The organism is Shewanella marinintestina (genome assembly GCF_023283845.1).
In the GTDB taxonomy this organism is placed as follows: Bacteria; Pseudomonadota; Gammaproteobacteria; order Enterobacterales; family Shewanellaceae; genus Shewanella; species Shewanella marinintestina.
This window is the reverse complement of sequence record NZ_JAKILC010000010.1, coordinates 98,400-119,354: the sequence shown is the minus strand read 5'-3', so window position 1 is coordinate 119,354 and position 20,955 is coordinate 98,400. Positions and strand designations below refer to the sequence as shown.

Here is a 20,955-nt window from a genome sequence, read left to right as displayed (position 1 = left end):
ATCATATTCAGATCGTAGGCTGGGCTCAGTAGATAAAAGCGCGTTTTTACAACCGAATTTTCGTCATAGTTGGCCGTTAATATAAGCGTGAAACTATGTATGGTTAACTTATCACAAGGAGTATTCATGTCCCTTAGCCATCAGCAAAAAGTGTACATACCCAAGGACGTTCGTAGTAACCAGTATATTAGTGCAGAAATTATTGTTACCGATGCATTACTTGCTCACTACGCAGATTATAAGACTTGCTACGAGTCACTGAGTCGAACGATTTTTGATTTAGGTGAGCAACAAGAACTGTATAACTTGCATGTCATCACTAACGATAAGTTACCCGTAGTGCGTTTTCATACAGAAGCCTACAATTTCCCAACTGCTGAGCAAATCATCTTTTTCTACAACCCTGAGTACCATGAAGCTCAAAGCTTACATAGCAAAGATGATTACCGCGCCCGTAAAATTAGAATTGTATTTTTGGCAACCGGTGAAGATATTCGTAGTAATTCAGCTAATTTTCACATCAAGGTGCAATCTTTCTTAGCCAACTTAATGCCGCAGCTGCCCGAGCCAAACCTTAAGGTTAAAATTCGCGACCATCAACATTTGTCCTATGACCTGTTCGCCAAAGCGAAAGGCAAAAAAGAAAGCTATGGCTATAAGTTGCGCTCTATCAGCGACAGATATAAAGCGCGTGAATGTCCACTGCCAGAAGGGCATGGTTCATTATGCTATGTGACGGTAAAGCTACCGATAAGTCGTAAGCTTAAAAAAGCGTTTTTACCTGCGGGCACTAACGACTTTACACCGCTTTACCAAAAGCTAGAAGATGGCTTTATTCAAGCGACAGCAGCTAAGCAACTTAAGCACATCGCTATGGTTGCTAACGGCCTCACACCGCTAGTGCGCAATAGTAAATTTGATCAAGTTGACGGTACTGACGAAGTACAGATGCTTGGCTTTGACCCAAATTTAGAGCAACAGCAGTTTATCCGTCATTGGGACGGTAATCGCCTTGTTGAAACGGTCAGTTTTACTATTGCCGCTGAAGTGAAAGACAGTAAAGAAGGTGGGCTTGGACGCTACTTAAACCGAGTGGAAGAAGCACTTAAGATCTTTACTGCCGATCTGGAGTTTGATAAATCGCGCGAAGATCTTATGGTTCGATTCCATCAGCATATTAGTTACCAAGCGCCTTCGCAGTTGATTAGCTAATCCCTTTGGTGTGATACCACCGTTGAGATAGACAAAATGCCCTTGCATACGACAAGGGCGTTTTGATTTTGAATGTAAGCAAACATAAGGCTCACCATAAGTAACCGTAGTGTATGCTTATTGAGTCGACACCATCGTTATGATTGGCAAGATCGGCATTGGAATAGTGAGCAATGGAAACACCGAGTCGATGGTGCTGATTAATGATAATGCCAATACCTAGTTTATCTTCAAATAGCCAATTAGAGCCTAAGTTACGGTCGAGGTAATACGTATTATGGCTGTAGGCGGCGCCAATCCCTAACTCCAAATAAACAGACATTGGCTCAAAGTGCCATTGGTATTGAAACATGGGGTTAAGACTAAAAACATGATTGTTTGTTGAACCCAATTCATCCCAATGTTGAGCTGATAACTCAAGTCTTAAGTTAATATTATATTGGGATAAAAAGTCATCAAAGTGATTGATAGGTTGTGAATATGAGACTCGCCAAGTATCGCCAGCACGTAGATGGCTGTTTTTTGCCGGAGCGAAGCCATAGGCGAGTTCTAGCCCTGACTTAGCATAGATAGGGCTGGAGAAAAGCGATAACAGTATTAATTTGATCACTAGAGTATATGATGTAAAAAATGTTCTCACCTTAACTCCTATAGGCGTTAACTCCATATGAGGACAATACTAAGAATGAGTATTAAGGGTAGTTGAGTTTTAACTGTAAAGTGAAACTGCATAAGTCTTGTTATTGGGATGAGTAGCATCATTAGCCAATGGGGATAAGCTCGGTGTGGTTTTAGCATTAACTATTTGTTGGTTAAAGCTTGAGATAATAAGCTGAGCCTGAAAAAATAGTCAAAATGATAAAACGGCAAAACCACATCTACGAGTACACAGACCTTAATGATTGAGCGTATTACTATTGCATTGCCCTCACTTATTCATCGCATTGGTAGAGAGCCTGTTAAGTTGGCGCAATCGGTTGCTAAGCAATGGGGGTGTGAGCTTAAACGTGTGCGTCGTTCTCGAAACTGGGGGCTAACGGGCGAGGCCCTGCAGGTCCAATCTTTTACACGGCAGCTAAAAGCAATGCAGTTAACGATGAGCAAAGCTGAGTTTGCTTATCTGATAAAAAAACTAGATGCTGGACTACTCAATCATGCTGATAAACTCGAGTCTTTAGAGGATAAGCTTGCTCGTTTCATTCGCCAAGAGCCCAATATAACCTTGGCTGAACTTATCCACCTTACTGGCTGCACTATGACCGAGGCCAGAACAGCTCGCTTTAATGCAGACGCTTGGTAATTCGAGAATAACTACTTTTTACATCACTGCTTCAATAATAGGCCTTGAGCAGGCCTACCTTAAACTTTTATATAAGTTGGTTTGAGATAGCCTCTAAATGCATTTCTAATTCATCTTCGGTTTTAGGCAATGAATTGAGTTCAAATGTCATAGGTACACTGCCGTTAAGCATAAATACTGAGCTTTCACCGTGATCATAGTGAAACCATTTTCCATTAACACATAGGTCGGTATAGCAATTTGGTAGGAGTTCCATAGGGTACCTCTATATTTTAGGTTTCATTATTATTTAAAAGAGATTTATCTGTATTTGTGTGAGCTTGTTTTGAAAGTGAAAATCGCACCGCGTGATCAAGCTCACCTTTATATGACATCAAAAGCGTTAGGAGCTCATTGATCTAAATCAATTACCGCAAAGGTTATGGTTTTATCGGTTTATTTTGTCGATACAAATCTCTTTTTTATGGTGATTAAAAGTTGGTTGGTAGTACTAAATGTTGCTTTGTTGCTCTTCTTGGACGATACGACTAATTTTGAGTTTAACCACTGCTTAAGGTAGAAATGTGTGGCTAAAATGGCACAAGTAAGTAAGGCATAAGCGCCAATATTTACAAAAGCTGAGTTATTGCTATCGCTTTTAAAACCAATAACTTGAACCAAATCCGACTAACTTATACTCTACTCGAAAGTAAACAGGTGGTGAACTTGCCTGAACCAGTTGTAGATTTAAGACGAAAATGAGGTTTACATGCTTAGCAGTAATATTTTTGATGGATTAGAACTTGATGATGTACTCCACGAGTATCTTGATGGATTGGATAGTTACGATGAGCCTTACTTTATCTGTATGCAACTAAGTACGACAGCTGATGCTGCGATAAAGATGTTGATCCCTGAGCTTGATCATCTCGATGGCGACATCTATGCCTTTAGGCTTGAAAAGCAGCTGCTATTATTCAGCCTTGAGTGCGAAGTGGACGAGGTCAAGTCACTAGCAAAGGTGTTAGTTAGTGCTTTTGCTGCTAATAAGGTGACCGCACAAATAGCGGTTTTTCATCACAACAGCTTAGGTAAGCCGGTTGAGACGTTGAAGTGGTCGACCCAATTATTAGAAACCCTCATTGAGAAATCGCCCAATGAGCCGATTGTCGAGTTTAATGATTTTTGCGATCGTGGCAATTGGCCGGGATTAAGCGGCTATGTTGAAGGGCTTGAGCAAGGCCACGGCGCTGATTTCGGCTATGATTATGATGAAGACGACGATGATGATTTTGATGACGACGATGAAAACGATGATCGTTTTGATGAACATGGTTTTGATAAGGATGGTCTAGATGCCAATGGTTTTACCGCGCTTATTCAAGCCATTTTAGCTAAAGACGCCGCATTAGTTGCTAAGATGATAGCAGCTGGCGCAGATGTCAATCAGGGCGATTGGTACAAAAATACCCCGCTTAATCATGCAGTGAAAAGCAGTACTGCCGAGATTGTCAGTTTGCTACTTGAAGCTGGCGCTAATCCCAATCAAGCGGGCAGTTATGGCACGTTAGCACTCAATATCGCCAGTTTTAACGGCATGTTACCAATCATGCAGTTGTTATTATCAAAGGGCGCAGACGTTAACGGCTTAGATGATGAAGCTGAGAGCGCACTGATGGCTGCATCCGGTCAAAGCACTGCCGAGGTGGTGGCATTATTGCTGCAATCTGGTGCCGATAGTAATGCGCTCAGTGACGATGGTAATACAGCACTAATTAAGGCTGTTATTGGTAATTATAATGAACGTGCTGCGATTGTTGAGTTACTGCTTGCTAATGGCGCTGCCAAGACGATACATCATCAGAATATTCATGACTCAAGCGCGATGGATTTGGCTGTAGACCGTGAGCATCAAGACATTGTTGAAATATTAAAGAAGGCGATGTAACAGCGGTTTTCGATATTGATGCCTTCAACATGAACTAAAGGGATAAGCTTTACGGCTTATCCCTTTTTTATGATGCAAAAAAACTGTAAACCAGATTAGAGGTATATGCGTATTTACCTCTGTAGAGGCCAATAGGTGCCTTTATCACTGCAGCCAAAGCAAGGGGCTTTGTTATTAGCACTGTGATGAGCAAAGCTTCCAAGGGGTCTTTATGTCTTTATCGAAACATCTATTCGTTTTTAATCATGTGGTTGCTAACGGCATAAAACGTGATGATAAATATCATTTAGATGGCTTAACGGCCTGGCATGATATCGATGGCTACACCTGTTATTTGGGCTATCAAGACTTAGTGATGACGCTGATGTTTCACGGCCGTTTTGCTTATGAGTATCAAAAGCGGCTGACCTACAATGAGTTTAATACACTCATTCAAACGCGATTTAGACAGCTTAATCCTCCATAACCTTGTTAAACATAATTAGTTTTTTACCACAGAACCCGATAAAAAATGAATCTCAATTCTATGTTGCTACGTAATACCCCTTACCAGTAGCAACGATAGGCAAGCGCATGTCACCGCACAAAAAAGCACTCTTTTGCTTCACCAATGATTTAAGGCTAAGTGACAATCCAGCCCTTAACTATGTGCTGCAACATACTGAGTCTGTGGCGCTGGTTTATATTTTTAACCCGCAGGACTTTATTGCCGTTCGCTACCAACAGGCCGCAATGGGGCAGCGCCGCCTTTGTTTCATTATTCAGTCGTTACTTGTACTTAAGCAGCAACTGCAAGGCTATGGCCATCAATTGCAGATCTTAACTGGTGAGCCAAATAGCGTCTTGTCAGCGTTAATTAAAAATGAAGGTTTTACCTTAGTGGGGCGTACGGCTTCTGCAGGCTATATCGAACAACACAATTGGCAGCGCCTTGAGTTACAGTGGAGTAAGGTTTCAAACGAACAAGCGTCTGTTAACTTTATCTCAAGGTGGAGCAACAGCTTGTTTGATGCTGAGCAAATTAGTTCCCTTGGTGACGTGTTTACGAGTTTTTCTTGTTTCCGTCGCAAGTTGGAAAAGTCATTATTACCCGTGGCAAAACCTTGCCAAACTTGGCCACAGCAGCTGCCTAAAACCGTTGGCTTAACTGAGGCATCAGCACAGTTTAAAGTGAGTAAAGATTGGTTATCAGATAACAACGTTGGTGCAAGTACTTTGTTCAAGGCTGGCGAGTTGGCTGCTAAGCAGCATCTGAGCAATTACTTTTTAACATCGCTCCCCCACAGCTATAAAGCCACGCGTAATGCACTAGATGGCTTTGACAATTCCACCAAATTTAGTCCGTATCTTGCTAATGGCAATATGTCTGCTCGGCAAGTATGGAACGCGCTTAAGCATTTTGAACTAGAGCAAGGTCCGAGTGAATCGAGTTACTGGATTGGTTTTGAGTTGTTGTGGCGTGAATATTTTCATTGGTTGGCGCAGCGTATAGGCGTAAAACTTTTTCAATTTAAGGGCATGGCGAGTAGCGCGCCATTGACCAGCTTTTTTTGCTGCCATGCAGGCTTTTGCAAAAGCCTTACAACAAGCTGGGCACCAGGTGCTACATCTGACTCTTGATGACACTGCGCAATACGCGGATTTACCGGCGTTATTGATGGAGTTAATTACTGAGCATCAAGTGAGCGAGTTTCACTATCAATTACCCGATGAATATCGGCTGCGTCAGCAGTTGTCGCAGTTTACCGCTTCGTTGGAGATTACCAGTCTCGCGTTTGAAACTGAGCACTTTTATTTGACTGATGCTGAGCTTGGTGATTATTTTGCACCGGGTAAAAAGCATCGTTTAGAGCATTTCTATCGCAAGCTGCGTCGCCGCTTTGATCTATTAATGCAAGGTAATGAGTCTGCTGGTGGTCAGTGGAATTATGATGCTGATAATCGGCAAAAGCTCAAAAAGGCCGACTTTGACGCTGTGCCTGCGCCGCTGATGTTTGCTAACGATGTCAGCGCCATATTAGCTAGGCTAGAGCGCCATCATGTCAGCACGATTGGGGCTGCCCACCAACAGCTGTTGTGGCCGACAACACGCAAACAAGCTAATGAACTATTGCAGTTTTTTTGTCGTCACTGTTTAGTCAATTTTGGTCGCTTTCAAGATGCGATGACCCATGAGTTAGACATGACCGCAGCGCCTGTAAATGGCGAGTTAGCGCTCGGTTCAGACGCCAAAGTTGAACAAGTCACGACTGCAGAATACAAAAAGCAATGGAGCCTGTATCACTCGCGGTTATCGTTTGCGCTCAATGCCAAAATATTAAGCCCACAGCAGGTGGTCGACACTGCTATAGCCTATTTTGAGCAAAGTGATGGCGCCATCACCTTGGCGCAAATAGAGGGTTTTATACGGCAAATTCTAGGTTGGCGCGAGTTTGTTAGGGGCGTTTATTGGGCCAATATGCCAGATTACGCCAGCCTTAATCACCTTGCTGCTAATCGTCAGTTGCCAAGCTGGTTTTGGGATGGCGACACCAAAATGAATTGTATGCAGCACGCTATCAAGCAATCGCTCGATTATGCCTATGCACACCACATTCAGCGCTTAATGGTAACCGGAAACTTTTGCTTAATCGCCGGTATTGATCCCGATGAGGTGGATGCTTGGTATTTAGGCATATATATCGATGCTATCGAATGGGTCGAGATGCCGAACACCCGTGGTATGAGTCAGTTTGCCGATGGCGGCATTGTGGGCTCTAAAGCCTATGCCGCCAGCGGTAACTACATCAATAAAATGAGTGATTACTGCAGCGGTTGTCAGTACGAGGTTAAGCAAAGCCACAGCGATAATGCTTGTCCGTTGAATGCTTTTTATTGGCATTTTATGCAGCAGCATATTGATGATTTTAAGGCTAATCCACGCACGCGTATGGTTTATGCAAACTGGCTAAAAAAGCCAGAGCAGACACAGCAACTTATTTTACAGCGGGCTGAGCATTTACTCGCCCATATCGATAATTTATAAGGATATTGATAATGAAACATATCGGGTTTGATGACATAGATAAGATGGAGCAACGCGCGCGTGCACACTTGATTAATAGTTTATCTGGATTTAAAAGCGCCAATTTAGTCGCAACGATAAGTGAAGACGGGCATAGCAATGTGGCGATAATTAGCTCGTGTTTTCACCTCGGTGCTAGCCCTGCATTGATGGGGATGGTTATTCGCCCAGATAGCGTGCCGCGCGATACCTTAAGCAATATTGAGCAAATAGGCTGCTATACCATTAACCATGTGTCAGCCAATATCTATCGTCAGGCGCATCAAACTTCAGCGCGTTATGCCGCAGAGGTGTCAGAGTTCGAAAAAGTCGGTTTATCTGCTGAATTTGTTGCTGGTATTGAGGCGCCTTTTGTTGCGCAAAGTCAGCTTAAATTTTCGCTTGAGCTGAGAGAAATAATGCCGCTGGCAATTAACGGTACAATCTTAGTTATAGGCGAAATCACTCATATTATGGTGGATGAGTCAGGCCTAAAAGACGATGGTTATATTGATATTGAAGCGCTGGAAAGTGTTGCCGTTTCAGGGCTTGATAGCTATCACCAAACCCAAAGATTGGCGCGCTTAAGTTATGCAAAACCTGATAAAGCCTTGGTGACACTGCCGATAGATGCCTGACAGGTTTCAGTTCATTCAACCCGCAGTTTTTTTAGTTTAATGGCTATTTATATTTAAAGGTTATTTAGCGCTAGCTTATCTAAGTTTGATCTGTATCAGCACAAAAAAACATCATGCCTGCATAATCAAGTTGTACTTGATTGAGCAGGGGGATGAGTGTCAGATCTCAAGCTATTAAACCGTAAGCTATTAGACAGCAAAGTAAGCGATAGTAAGCTGATTACTCTGCTTAAAGTCTGTATCTCAATTGGGCTTTGCTTAATTTTATTGGGGATCTACCTGCATAATTTTAACGACACGATTCATGCTATGGGTGTTAGCGGTATTATCATTAGCGCCGTATGCGTGGCCTTTGGCATGGTGTTGTCGCTGCCGACCAAAATGTATCTGACTTTTGTTTTAGTTAAACGTGAATCAGAACAACAGCAATAGTTTATTCTCAATAAACTATCTTCAATAAAGTGTTCTTAATTAGCTCGTTTGTAGGGCGTTAATTTACCGTAATCTGTGCTTTTAGTTAATTAACCCAAGACTAATGCGCAAAAAACACCGATAATTCCCCAATACGTTTATTTAGCCTTAACACTCGTTGAGTAACATGCTCATTATTGAGCAAACAACTCATACACTAGACTTGTTCTTTAGGCACGCTCGCAACAAAGTGGAAATCATATCTAATGGAAATCAAAGTTAACTTTCTCGATAATCTGAGATTAGAAGCCAAGTTCGATGACTTTACCGTCACCGCCGATCAGCCAATCCGTTATAAAGGCGATGGCTCAGCACCGAGTCCATTTGATTACTTCTTAGCATCATCTGCTTTGTGTGCGGCTTACTTTATCAAGGTGTATTGTAAGGCTCGTGATATTCCAACTGAAAACATTCGTTTGTCGCAAAACAATATCGTTGATCCTGAAGATCGTTATAACCAAATTTTTCAAATCCAAGTTGAATTGCCAGACGATATTTCTGATAAAGATCGCCAAGGCATTTTGCGCTCGATTGAGCGTTGTACTGTTAAAAAAGTGGTGCAAACTGGCCCAGAATTTAAGATTGAAACCGTTGAAAACCTAGATGCAGACGCCAATGCGATGCTGATGGGACAAGATGATAGTGATGCGAGCACCTACATTTTAGGTAAAGATCTACCGCTTGAGCAGACCATTGCCAACATGACTGGCATGCTTGCTGATTTAGGCATGAAGATTGAGATCTCATCATGGCGCAATATCGTGCCAAACGTGTGGTCACTGCATATTCGTGATGCGGCATCACCTATGTGTTTCACTAACGGTAAAGGTGCAACCAAAGAGAGTGCATTGTGCTCAGCATTGGGCGAGTTTATCGAACGTCTAAACTGCAACTTCTTCTACAATGACCAGTTCTTTGGTGAAGAGATTGCGAACAGTGAATTTGTGCATTACCCAAATGAAAAGTGGTTCGCACTAACTGACGATGACTCACTGCCAACTGGCATTCTTGATGAATATTGTCTTGAGATCTACAACCCAGAAGGCGAGCTTGCAGGCTCTAATCTGATTGATACTAACTCGGGCAATATCGACCGCGGTATTTGCAGTATTCCTTATACTCGTCACTCAGACGGTGAAACGGTTTACTTCCCGTCAAACCTGATTGAGAACTTGTTCTTAAGTAACGGTATGAGCGCGGGTAACAACATCCAAGAAGCACAGGTTCAGTGTCTGTCAGAGATCTTTGAGCGTGCAATTAAGCGCCAGATCATCGAGCAAGAAATTGTTCTACCAGAAGTACCAATGAGCGTGCTTGAAAAGTATCCAAGCATTCTTGCAGGTATTAATGGTCTTGAAGAGCAAGGTTTCCCGGTTGTTGTTAAAGATGCATCATTAGGCGGCCAGTTCCCAGTGATGTGTGTGACCCTAATGAACCCGAAAACTGGCGGTGTATTTGCCTCATTTGGTGCACACCCAAGCTTTGAAGTGGCATTAGAACGCAGCTTAACAGAGCTGCTGCAAGGCCGTAGCTTTGAAGGTTTAAACGATGTACCAAAGCCAACCTTTAACAGCATGGCAGTCACTGAACCGGAAAACTTTGTTGAACACTTTATTGATTCAACAGGTGTGATTTCATGGCGCTTCTTTAGCAACAATGCTGAGTTTGATTTCTGCGAGTGGGACTTCTCTGGCACCACCCAAGAAGAAGCTGACAGCTTATTTGGCATTTTGGCTGACTTAGGTAAAGAGGTTTATACCGCTGAATTTGATCAACTCGGCGCATCAGCGTGTCGTATGTTGGTACCAGACTTCTCAGAAGTGTATCCAGTCGATGATCTTATTTGGGATAACACCAACAAGGCACTGGAGTACCGCGAAGATATTCTTAATCTGCACTCGCTTTCTGATGAAGAGCTAGTGGACTTAGTTAACCGCTTAGAAGAGAGCCAGTTAGATAACTACACTGACATCCGCACCATGATTGGTATCGTGTTTGACGAAAACACCGTATGGGGTCAGCTAACGATTATTGAGCTTAAAATCTTAATCTATCTAGCACTTGGCGCTGCAGAAGAGGCGATGGAGCTAGTTGATAGTTTCCTACAGTTTAACGACAACACGGTTGAACGTGGCTTGTTCTATCAAGCGGTTAGCGCAGTACTTGAAGTGGAAATGGACGAAGAGCTTGAGCTTGAACACTTTATCCATAACTTCAACCGTATGTTTGGCATCGATGTCATGCAAAACGTAGTAGGCACCGTTAGCGGTGAAGTGCGTTTCTACGGTCTAACCAAGACCAGTATGGCACTTGAAGGCATTGAGCCACACTTACGCTTGATTGAAAGCTACAAGAAGCTGCATAGCGCTCGCGCTAAGGCTGCAGCAAAGTAGGCACTCACCTGCACGCTAAATAATAAATATTAGCTTGATTAAAGCGAACCGTTTTTGATTAAACGGTTCGCTTTTTTGTTTCTGTTGATAACAAAAAGTTATCATAATAAGAAAATATCATAATTATTTATCTTGGGTTAATTACCTTAATATAGCCTCCATAGATTGCTTACGCGGGAGTGATAATCATCCCTGCTAGCAAGATCAGCGAATGTGTTTTGGAGCTAAAGATGAAGTTTTTACACACCATGTTGCGTGTTGTTGATTTAGACAAATCAATTGAGTTTTACAGCAAAGTGTTGGGTATGAAGGTACTTGAAAGAACAGACAACACTGAGTACCGCTACACCTTAGTGTTTGTTGGCTTTGAAGCTGGCGGCACCACAATCGAATTAACCCATAACTGGGACACCAACAGCTATGAAAAAGGTACTGCATTTGGCCACTTGGCGTTAGGTAGCGATGATATTTATGCTGCTTGCGACAAGATTAAAGCGCTTGGCGGTAATGTGACTCGCGAACCGGGGCCGGTAAAAGGTGGCTCGACTCATATTGCCTTTATTACCGATCCTGATGGCTATCAAATAGAGCTTATTCAGCTTAGCTAGTTGATTACGATAATTTATATCTCAAGTTAACCACGTTAGTTCGTCGCACAGGTTTATCACAGTCATCAGAATTTAACAGCGCATAGCAGCGTCGATTAAGAGGCATTTAAAATGAAAAACGCATTATTTCAACCAGTACAACTTGGTCGCCATACACTTAATAACCGTATTGTGATGCCACCAATGACCCGCTCGCGCGCTACTCAACCGGGTAATGAAGCGAACGATATGATGGCGACCTATTATGCTCAGCGTGCATCTGCGGGGTTAATTGTTGCCGAAGGCACCCAAATTTCGCCAATGGGCCAGGGCTATGCGTGGACGCCGGGTATTTATAGCCCATCACAAATTGCCGGTTGGAAGAAAACTACTGACGCCGTACATGCCAAAGGCGGGGTTATATTTGCTCAGCTATGGCACGTTGGCCGTGTGACACACCCTGATAATATTGGTGGTGAGCAGCCAATTTCCTCATCGGCACTGAAAGCGGAAGGCGTAAAAGTATTTATCGATAATGGCAGTGATGAGCCGGGCTTTGTTGAAGTGGTTGAGCCGCGCGAAATGACAAAAGCCGATATCGACATGGTCATTGGTCAATACCGTCAAGCCGCGCTAAATGCAATTGAAGCTGGTTTTGATGGCATTGAACTGCACGCGGCTAACGGTTATTTGGTGAATCAGTTTATTGATTCAGAGGCCAATAACCGCACTGACGAATACGGTGGTAGCATTGAAAACCGTTTACGCTTTTTAGATGAAGTGGTTGCGACTATGGTGGATGCCATTGGTAGCGACAAAGTCGGTGTGCGTCTAGCGCCATTTACCTCACTTAATGGTACTGTCGATGCGACCCCGGAACAGACATACACCGCAGCGGCAGCGTTACTCAATAAGCATAAAATAGTGTATTTACATCTTGCTGAAGTGGACTGGGACGATGCGCCAGAAACTCCTGCAGCATTTAAACGTGCCGTGCGCGATGCCTTTGATGGTGTGCTGATTTATGCCGGTAAATATAACGCTGATAAAGCGGCGCAAACAATTGCTGATGGCCTTGCTGATATGATTGGTTTTGGTCGTCCGTTTGTGGCTAATCCTGATTTACCTAAGCGTATTCAATATGGCTTTGAGCTTGCTAAGCACGACCCTGCCACCCTGTTTGGAGGTGGCGAAAAGGGATTAACTGATTACAGTGAATATAATCAGTAGCATTACCCGCACTTCCTAATTTAAAATAGTGTGCTAAACCAATAGCAATCCCATGTCAGTGGGATTGCTATTTTGTTTTTATGCTGGCTATTTTGATGTTGTCACTTCTCTCTCCATATCAAAATAACGTATCCATCTCCTTTTTAAGAGTGCTCAGAATGCGCGGAGTATTGTATCTGTTTATCGCCACCTTATTGGCTGCAATGGGCTGGATTGCCTCAAAAGTTGTGGTGCAATCGATGGCGGGAGAAATGTTTATCGCGAGTCGATTTATACTCGCAAGCCTGATTTTAGTGCCTTTTTGCTATAAAAGTTTGCTTAAGCTAAGCGCTAAGCAAGTGTTGTCGGCCTGCGGAGTCGGGGTGTTTTTAGGCTTAGCATTACAAGTATGGATTTATGCGGTATCGATAAGTGATGGCTTATCTGAGGGCGCGTTTATCATGAGTCTAGCGATGATTATTGCCCCGCTAACGGCTTGGTTACTGTTTCAAGTTAAGCCCAATCGGGCTTTTTGGATTGCACTGCCAGTCAGCGTTAGCGGCATGATGTTAATGAGCTTAACCAATGGCTGGAAGATGGAGTCGAGCCAGTTATTGTTCTTGCTCGCATCGGCATTGTTGTCGGTACATTTTGTGATGAATAAGCGTATTAGTGGCAAGCTTAAACCGCTAGTATCTATCTGTTTGCAGCTATTTGTTGTTGGTTTAGTCGGCTTGTTATATACACTTTATACTGAGCCTGAAGCTGTAGAGTTTTCTAATCAATTGCTGGTATGGTTTGTGCTTTCGACTGTTATGGCCACTTCAGTGCGTTATTTATTGCAGACAATGGGACAGTACAAGGTCAGTATGGAAACTGCTGCGTTGCTAATGATCTTAGAACCGATTTGGACTCTATTGCTTAGCATTAGTGTACTAGGTGAGACTCTAGAGCCGCAAAAGTTACTCGGCGGCGGAGTGATATTTCTGTCTTTGATTATCTATATCAAGCTTTCTAGGTACTACGCTAAGGTGGAGTTGGCAAAGATGGAGCTAACTAAATCAGCATAAAAGCGGATAAAAAAAGCCAGCTAATTTAGCTGGCTTTTTACTATTATAGTCTGGGATTAACCAACAAAAATCATAAAGCCTTTTAAGATAATCGCGTTGACGATATCAACGAAGAATGCGCCTACAATCGGCACCACCATAAAGGCTTGTGGTGATGGACCTGTTCTTGAAACCAAGGCGCCCATGTTCATAACGGCTGTTGGTGTTGCACCTAGGCCAAAGCCACAGTGGCCGCCAGCCATGACTGCTGCATCGTAGTTACTGCCCATCATCTTAAATGTGACGAAATAGGCGAACAAAGCCAGTACTGCCGTTTGCACCACTAAGATTATGAGTAGTGGAATAGCAAGGTCAAAAATTTCCCATAGTTTTAAGTTCATTAGCGCCATTGACAGGAATAGCGCTAGCGATACCGAACCCAGCACATCAACACATTCGCTGTTAATTTTGTAGCTGCGAGTCAGCTCTGTACAGTTGGTAATCATCACACCAATAAACAGTGCGTAAACAAATTCTGGCATCTTTAGCCAGCTTGCACCAACAGCTTCAATTAGTGCGCTAGTCCATTTAGCACCAGCCACACAGAGCAGCATAATAAATAGCACTTCAAGTACGCTTTTAGCGGTTACTCGGTCAATTTCTAGCTGATCATAAGTTACTAGATCGGGGTGATCGGTATGGTGGTTACCACCAACACCATAACTTGAGACTAAGTTGTTTTTATTGATAAGGCGCTGGGCAACCGGGCCACCAATAATACCACCCATGACTAAGCCAAATGTTGCCGCTGCCATTGCGAATTCAAGGGTGTTAATTCCATATTCGGTTTGGAAAGTATCTGCCCAAGCAGCGCCGGTGCCATGACCGCCCGATAAAGTGATTGAACCGGCGATTAAGCCCATAAAGGATTCAAGTCCTAATAGGCTCGCAAGACTTACACCGACAATGTTTTGAATAATAATAAATAGCGATGCGACACCCAAGAAGATGAAGACCTTGCTACCGCCTTTTAGCAACAACTTATAGTTTGCGGCCAGACCAACAGTGCTGAAAAACATCAGCATCAGGGTGTTTTGCATCGATAGGCTAAAGTTTATCGTAATATTATTAAAATGCAGCACAGTAATCGCGGCAGCAATAATTAACCCGCCGACAATGGGTTCGGGGATATTGTATTTTTTTAATACTGGAATATAGCGGTTAACCGCGTGACCGATGAATAGCACAAGAATCGCGACTAAAAATGATTCGAGCTCGCCAATGGTAAAGACTGTATTCATATGACTCCTAGCAAAATAGATAAAGTCGTTATAAAAAAACCTTCAATTTGTTACTGACTTTTTGTTTTATTGATTTGTTTTTAATAGTTTTTTATGTTGTTACGCCTATTTAGTGGCGGCTTATACTGCCACACTTATTTATCTCTCGGATATCTCTGGTTGCTCGTAAAGTGAACGATTTGGATTAATATTTATTTATATTTGATCTTGGTAGCAGCTTTTATTGTGTGGGAGTGAGCTGTAGCGCAGTATTAGTCAGATATTCTGTTTGCAGTTCGAAATGGAGAGAATAGCGAGTTTGTGTTGTTTTGAGCTATTGGCTAAGTAAAAGTGAATTTCTGCACAAGTTAAAAAAACAAAAGCCAGTATGGAATACTGGCTTTTGTTGTTTATCTACCTATTTTAAACAGTCTGAATTGTTTAACTCAGCAGCCTTTCAATATAAGGCCTAACAGTGTCAACACTGTCGCAATGATTCGGAATCGATACACTATGATAGCCATCACCCGAAAAGGCTCTATCGATTTCAATGAGTACGCCAGTTTCTGCGCTATTATCAACAAAAGTGACTTCTAGCTCTTTAGCACCAAAGAAAGAGCGAGACTCCGGTTTGAACTCGTACTCTTGATAACACGGTAGCTGAGAACTAAAACTTTGCGCGCTAATGTAACCGACCTCAATATCAGACTTAAATAGACGGTAGCCGCTGTTTTCAATGAGTTCTAATACCGCAAGTTGAGTATTTGAAGGCACTATGACTAATGGATCTTTATCTGAGCCATCAATGCCATTTTTAATATCTAAGCCGGTTTGAAGCCACACTTTAGCAATACGCTGACCAAATAGACTGGAAGCAGGGATCTCTGGATGCAGATCTAACTCAAATTGATGAGTGATGGTTTCGCCTGGCTGTATGGTGATATCTAGGCTAGGTTGCCAGCTTTGCAGTACGAGACTTTTGTTGTATTTAACTTCATTGTCACCGATTTCTTGCTCGGCTTTGGCTTCGGCCATAATGGCAAATTCTAGACCGTTTAGCTCTTGCTCAACATCGCCACCTTTAATGATGACTTCGATAGCAAAGCTATCACCGGCACGTAATTGTTCATCAAGCAAAATGGTATCAACGGTTGCTTTGCCAATGCCGACACTGGCGAGAAGTTTTTTTAGCATTTATCTGTCCTTGGATATAAACAAGCTTGAGGCTGACACTAGCATTAGGCATGGTTTAGCTCAATAACTACTGTGTATTTAGCTGGTTAGTTAGACTTCTACAACAGAGTTAGTGCAATGGTTACAGCTAATATTTTTAGTATATAATCGAAAGCGCCGCAGCAAGCTTATTTCCCCTCTAAAAAACTCTGTAATATGTGATGTGAATCACTCATGTTTGACCCTCTCTCTACTCTACAATAGCGCCCCTTTCGTTACCTAAATCGAAATTGTTTAATCGTTATCTTCAGAACTACTGTTCTGGGGATTAAGTGCGCGCGCCGCGAATGGAAAATTGGCTTTTTTACAGTCGCTTTTACCGTGGCAACAGTGAAGTTAAGATGGAAATAATCTAGTTATGAGTACGCCAAGTAATGCACCGCACAGCGATGTAAAAGCTGCTAATACGGCAGCAAACTCTAGCGAAGTACCTGCAAAGTCGGGTTTGTTAGAGCGATTTTTTAAACTGTCAGCCCATAACACTAACGTATCGACTGAGGTCATTGCAGGTATCACTACCTTTATGACTATGGTGTACATCGTTTTTGTTAATCCACAAATCTTGTCAGCAGCAGGAATGGATGCCAGTGCGGTTTTTGTTGTCACCTGTCTGATCAGCGCCATTGGCTGTATCGCCATGGGCTTAATTGCTAACTTACCTATCGCGCTCGCTCCAGCAATGGGCCTGAATGCCTTTTTCGCCTTCTCTGTGGTCGTGGGGATGGGCGTAAGCTGGCAAATAGGTATGGGTACCATCTTCTGGGGGGCTGTGTGTTTTGCCATCGTGTCTCTACTTGGTATCCGCTCTTGGATTTTAACTAATATCCCAAAATGTCTGCGCATTGGTATTCCAAGTGGTATTGGTTTACTTATCGCCATGGTCGGTTTTAGTAACGCCGGTATTGTGGTCGCAAGCCCTGCAACCATGATTACAGTGGGTGACTTAAGCTCACTAGAATGTGTATTAGGTGCACTAGGCTTCTTTATTATCGTAATTTTAGCTTCTCGTGGTATTCATTCTGCGGTACTAGTGTCGATTGCAATCGTCACCGCTATTGCAGCTCTAATGGGCGACATTGAGTACACTGGTATTGTGTCTATGCCGCCTAGTATTGCTAATACTTTTGGTGAGTTAGATTTAGCAGGTTCACTTGATGTCGCACTTATGGGAGTGATTTTCTCTTTTGCGCTGGTAAGCCTATTTGACAGCTCTGGCACCATGATTGGCGTAACAGAGAAATGTGGCTTTACCGATAAACGCGGCCGTTTCCCACGTATGAAACAAGCCTTGATGACAGACTCTGCGACATCAGTTGTTGGCGCTTACATGGGCACCTCAACCGTTACGGCTTACATTGAAAGCTCGGCAGGTGTTGCTGCTGGTGGACGTACAGGCTTAACTGCGATTGTTGCTGGCCTTTTGTTTATTTTGGTGATTTTCTTCTCGCCATTAGCTGCAATGGTACCGGGTTACGCAGTTGCTGGCGCACTGGTTTATGTGGGCATTTTGATGTCATCAGAACTCGCTAAAATTGATGGTAAAGACTTAACTGAGTCGGCTCCAGCTTTTATTACCGCAGTGATGATGCCGTTTACCTTCTCGATAACTGAAGGCGTAGCAGCAGGTTTTATTACTTACTGCGTGCTAAAAGTTGGCACCAATCGCTGGCGTGAAATCCACCCTGGTGTAGCATTAGTGGCACTGCTGTTTATCATCAAATTTGCTTTTGTTGATGGTCATTAATTTCAATACTTAATGCATTGATGTTTAGCAAAATAAAAAGGCTCAGCGGATTACTCCGCTGAGCCTTTTTTAGTATTGCTTTACTGGATTAACGTGTACGTCTAAGTCCTAGCAGACCAAGTAACATTAGGCCAAAGTAACCCAATGAACCACCGTCATTTTTAGGTTTTACCTCTGGCTCAGGTTTAGGTGCTGGGTAACTTAGTGCAATAATCACAGGGTCGTGATCCGATGAACTAAATGCATTGTCAGACTTCTCTAGATCACCTGAATATTTGCTTGGGTATTCAAACAGGCTAGATTCAACTGAATTGATGTTCCAGTCTTCAATTGCTACCAGTTTATCGGCAACTAATTTGTTAGCTAGTGCATGGTCTAGGTTACCTAGCTCACCACTATAGCTATAGCCAAATGTTGCAGTGCCGTGGGCTTGAGTGTTTAAGTTGATAAGACCATAGCCTTTATCAATCTTGCTACCTTGACGTTCATATACGTCACCATTTAGTGTGGTCCAAGCTGCGCTCACTATTTCACGATTTGCTGTTGCTGCATCGTAATCGGTTAATACAGCGATGGGATCTTCCATGCCGTAAGAGTTCATGTCACCAATGACAAGCAAACCACCCTCTACAGTTTTTAGAGACTCGCCAAGTACTTTGGCTGCTGAAACCCGGAACTCATTACACTTACCTTGCAGATCAGCAGGATCTTTGCTTTCTGAAAACTCTAACCAGTCTTCTAAACAGCCTGAACCTTTTGACTTAAGGTGATTAACCACAACGGTAAGTTTTTCATTATTGATTTGGAAAGTTTGTCCTAAGCTATGACGCTGGAACTTATCGTAAGCAGGGCTGTACTCCAATGTGCCATTATTATCACGGCTAGCAACACCTTCAGTTGCGTGTTGCTCTGGTGTTGCAACGATAAAGGCATCACCGCTTGGGGTTACCTTGCTTGAACGATATAAAATACCCACTGCAATCGCATCACCACCAATGAACTCACCTTTATACTTATCGGCATCAGTAGCTTCAATAAAGGAATAGGCATCTTCTGCTGGCATTTCAGCGTTTAAGGCATCGAGCAGGTATTGAATTGAGCTATGCTCACTAAACCCGTTATTTTCAATCTCCATTAAGCCTATGATATCGGCATTCATTTCGGTAATAGCATTAACGATTTTAGCTCTTTGTAGCTGATAGTCTTCTAATGAGTGTGCACCACGACCACACCCACGGCTTGCATCTGCATCAGCTTGATCTTTACAAGTTGGGTTTAATGGACCGCCAATATCGCTATCGCTGGTGAACAGGTTTAGGACGTTAAAGCTAGCAACGCGAATGTCTCCCTGACTGGCAACTTCAGGAGCGTTTGTACGATCATTAATGCGAATAAAGTCACCGGCAGTAATTTCATTCGTCACGACTAAACGCGGCTCACCATAGCTGTAGCTAACAACGCCTGTCATATTGGTCATTTGATCACCAACACGAATATAGCCTGTTTCTGCATTGAATGTTGGGAAGTAAGGCACCTCACCATTTTTAGCTTTAAAGTCAGATTCTATATACAGCTCATTACCACGATTTGCTGCCTGTAATGCTGTCGCTTTATCTGAATGAGGGGCATAAACCTGTGTAGGCTTCATCAATGGTGTTTTATGAGAAAGCACCATATTGTTTCTTCTTGCTGCATAGTCATAGCTGAAAGTACGCGTAACTTTCATATCGCTACCCGCATCAAGCACAATTTGCATACCTTCGTAGCGGTTTAGCGCATCCTCAAATGACTCGCCATCAGCAACGTAAAAAGCTTCTGGTGCTGGCACGTCAGTTTTTTCGCCAATCACAAACTTTTTGTCTGCTTTAATATCGATTTGAGTCAGGCCATAGAAATCTTTAACTTTGCCCTTAACACACACTTGAGTGCCAGGCTGAATAGCTTCACTTGGAGCTTCACCTAAATAAACAAATACACCGTCAGAGGTGTAAGGTGAGTTATCCCCATTGATCTCTTGTAGATAAAAACCTTTAAACAGGCTTTCACCACGAGCAGTCACCACACCACTAATAGTCACTTCTTCATTTGACTCAAACTTACCTGATTCGATCAGTGGGCTAATACGACCAACGCCTTGCACATCGTAGATTGGGGTAATGGTTTCACCAAGGCAGCTAAAGCTTGGCTCTACAGGAATATCGCCACCTGCAAAATTACCATTGCGTGCACCGAGTCCGCTAAAGAGGTTCTTTGACTTAACCGTCCACTCGCTAGCTTGATAAGTGCTGTTAGCTGCGGTCACATTAGCATTACGCTCAACGGTAACATCTTTTGCCCAGTCACCAGTTGTGCCGATTTCACCAAACAGATCGACTTGCTCAGTTCCTTTTAGGATGGCAACTTTATCATCGCCATTGAAGTAAATTGCCGCACTGACGGAGTCAATTGCAGCATCTAATTCTATGGTGTTATCGGCATGGTTATTGGTGATCACTTTCACCGAACCAGCAGCAAGGTTTCCGCTTAAATTTAGAATAGTTTTAGCTGTGGCATCGCCTTTTGAGTAATAGGCTAAGGTGTAATCTGACAAGTCTACGCTTGCTGTACCTGAATTGTAGATCTCGATGGCTTTACTAAAGCCAGAGCCTTCTACATATTCACTTATCATAATATCGGCTTGTGCAGTCATAGGTAATGCAGCAGTGATTGCTAGCGCCAACGCTGACACTTTTGTAACTTTTTCCATGTATTCAACCCCGTTTTTATTATGTAGCCGTTAATTCTTGTTAACGTGCGCGAGGATTGTTACAGACTGATAACTTGGTATTTGTGATCTATGTCACATTTCTTATTTGCGAACGCTTAGTTT

The 20,955-nt window shown here is 42.9% G+C and carries 17 protein-coding genes and 1 pseudogene; 13 read left to right on the top strand and 5 right to left on the bottom strand.

Going from position 1 to position 20,955, the window contains the following annotated elements; translation table 11 throughout:
• Positions 1–126: 126 nt before the first annotated feature.
• Positions 127–1,212, top strand: a complete 1,086-nt coding sequence (locus L2747_RS12680; protein ID WP_248999389.1) for a DUF3083 family protein — start codon at positions 127–129, stop codon at positions 1,210–1,212.
• A 91-nt stretch (positions 1,213–1,303) separates the two neighbouring features.
• Here L2747_RS12680 and L2747_RS12675 read toward each other — a convergent pair whose 3' ends face one another.
• Positions 1,304–1,852, bottom strand: a complete 549-nt coding sequence (locus tag L2747_RS12675; protein ID WP_248999388.1) for an acyloxyacyl hydrolase — start codon at positions 1,850–1,852, stop codon at positions 1,304–1,306.
• Positions 1,853–2,110: 258 nt separating this feature from the next.
• Here L2747_RS12675 and L2747_RS12670 point away from each other — a divergent pair, with 258 nt between their 5' ends.
• Positions 2,111–2,512: a ribosome recycling factor family protein gene (locus tag L2747_RS12670; RefSeq protein ID WP_248999387.1), complete on the top strand. Its 402-nt coding sequence runs from the start codon at positions 2,111–2,113 to the stop codon at positions 2,510–2,512.
• 67 nt (positions 2,513–2,579) lie between these two features.
• On the opposite strand, the gene L2747_RS12665 is transcribed toward L2747_RS12670, so the two are convergent.
• Positions 2,580–2,768, bottom strand: coding sequence for a hypothetical protein (locus L2747_RS12665; RefSeq protein WP_248999386.1), 189 nt, complete (start codon positions 2,766–2,768; stop codon positions 2,580–2,582).
• A gap of 492 nt (positions 2,769–3,260) precedes the next feature.
• Here L2747_RS12665 and L2747_RS12660 point away from each other — a divergent pair, with 492 nt between their 5' ends.
• From L2747_RS12660 to L2747_RS12615, 10 genes and pseudogenes are all read left to right on the top strand, one after another.
• A complete protein-coding gene (locus L2747_RS12660) occupies positions 3,261–4,439 on the top strand; it encodes an ankyrin repeat domain-containing protein (protein WP_248999385.1) in 1,179 nt (392 codons plus the stop codon).
• Positions 4,440–4,650: 211 nt separating this feature from the next.
• Positions 4,651–4,905, top strand: a complete 255-nt coding sequence (locus L2747_RS12655; protein ID WP_248999384.1) for a DUF3081 family protein — start codon at positions 4,651–4,653, stop codon at positions 4,903–4,905.
• Between the two features lie 107 nt (positions 4,906–5,012).
• The gene (locus tag L2747_RS12650; RefSeq protein WP_248999383.1) at positions 5,013–6,059 is read left to right on the top strand and encodes a deoxyribodipyrimidine photo-lyase; all 1,047 of its coding nucleotides are present in this window, start codon (positions 5,013–5,015) and stop codon (positions 6,057–6,059) included.
• Positions 5,983–7,464 (top strand): annotated as a pseudogene (locus L2747_RS12645) (cryptochrome/photolyase family protein); the annotation flags it as partial. The gene L2747_RS12650 and the pseudogene L2747_RS12645, both read left to right, overlap by 77 nt.
• 11 nt (positions 7,465–7,475) lie before the next feature.
• Entirely contained in the window at positions 7,476–8,120 is a 645-nt protein-coding gene (locus L2747_RS12640) for a flavin reductase family protein (RefSeq protein ID WP_248999382.1), read from the top strand.
• Positions 8,121–8,276: 156 nt separating this feature from the next.
• Complete coding sequence (locus L2747_RS12635; protein ID WP_248999381.1) at positions 8,277–8,552, top strand: hypothetical protein; 276 nt, start codon at positions 8,277–8,279, stop codon at positions 8,550–8,552.
• 245 nt (positions 8,553–8,797) lie between these two features.
• Positions 8,798–10,984, top strand: a complete 2,187-nt coding sequence (locus L2747_RS12630; RefSeq protein WP_248999380.1) for an OsmC domain/YcaO domain-containing protein — start codon at positions 8,798–8,800, stop codon at positions 10,982–10,984.
• A 230-nt stretch (positions 10,985–11,214) separates the two neighbouring features.
• Positions 11,215–11,592: a lactoylglutathione lyase gene (gene gloA, locus L2747_RS12625; RefSeq protein WP_248999379.1), complete on the top strand. Its 378-nt coding sequence runs from the start codon at positions 11,215–11,217 to the stop codon at positions 11,590–11,592.
• A gap of 111 nt (positions 11,593–11,703) precedes the next feature.
• Positions 11,704–12,801 (top strand): alkene reductase, encoded by a 1,098-nt coding sequence (locus L2747_RS12620; protein WP_248999378.1) that lies wholly within the window; start codon positions 11,704–11,706, stop codon positions 12,799–12,801.
• A gap of 158 nt (positions 12,802–12,959) precedes the next feature.
• Positions 12,960–13,850 (top strand): DMT family transporter, encoded by an 891-nt coding sequence (locus L2747_RS12615; protein WP_248999377.1) that lies wholly within the window; start codon positions 12,960–12,962, stop codon positions 13,848–13,850.
• A gap of 56 nt (positions 13,851–13,906) precedes the next feature.
• Here the strand turns inward: L2747_RS12615 and gltS are convergent, their stop codons facing one another.
• Together gltS and L2747_RS12605 are read right to left on the bottom strand one after the other, a co-directional pair.
• Positions 13,907–15,130, bottom strand: a complete 1,224-nt coding sequence (gltS, locus tag L2747_RS12610) for a sodium/glutamate symporter (RefSeq protein WP_248999376.1) — start codon at positions 15,128–15,130, stop codon at positions 13,907–13,909.
• Positions 15,131–15,550: 420 nt separating this feature from the next.
• Positions 15,551–16,303: a sporulation protein gene (locus L2747_RS12605; protein ID WP_248999375.1), complete on the bottom strand. Its 753-nt coding sequence runs from the start codon at positions 16,301–16,303 to the stop codon at positions 15,551–15,553.
• A gap of 484 nt (positions 16,304–16,787) precedes the next feature.
• On the opposite strand from L2747_RS12605, the gene L2747_RS12600 reads away from it, so the two are divergent.
• The gene (locus tag L2747_RS12600) at positions 16,788–18,086 is read left to right on the top strand and encodes an NCS2 family permease (RefSeq protein ID WP_248999423.1); all 1,299 of its coding nucleotides are present in this window, start codon (positions 16,788–16,790) and stop codon (positions 18,084–18,086) included.
• An 88-nt stretch (positions 18,087–18,174) separates the two neighbouring features.
• Here L2747_RS12600 and exeM read toward each other — a convergent pair whose 3' ends face one another.
• A complete protein-coding gene (exeM, locus tag L2747_RS12595) occupies positions 18,175–20,832 on the bottom strand; it encodes an extracellular exonuclease ExeM (RefSeq protein ID WP_248999374.1) in 2,658 nt (885 codons plus the stop codon).
• Positions 20,833–20,955: the final 123 nt, after the last annotated feature.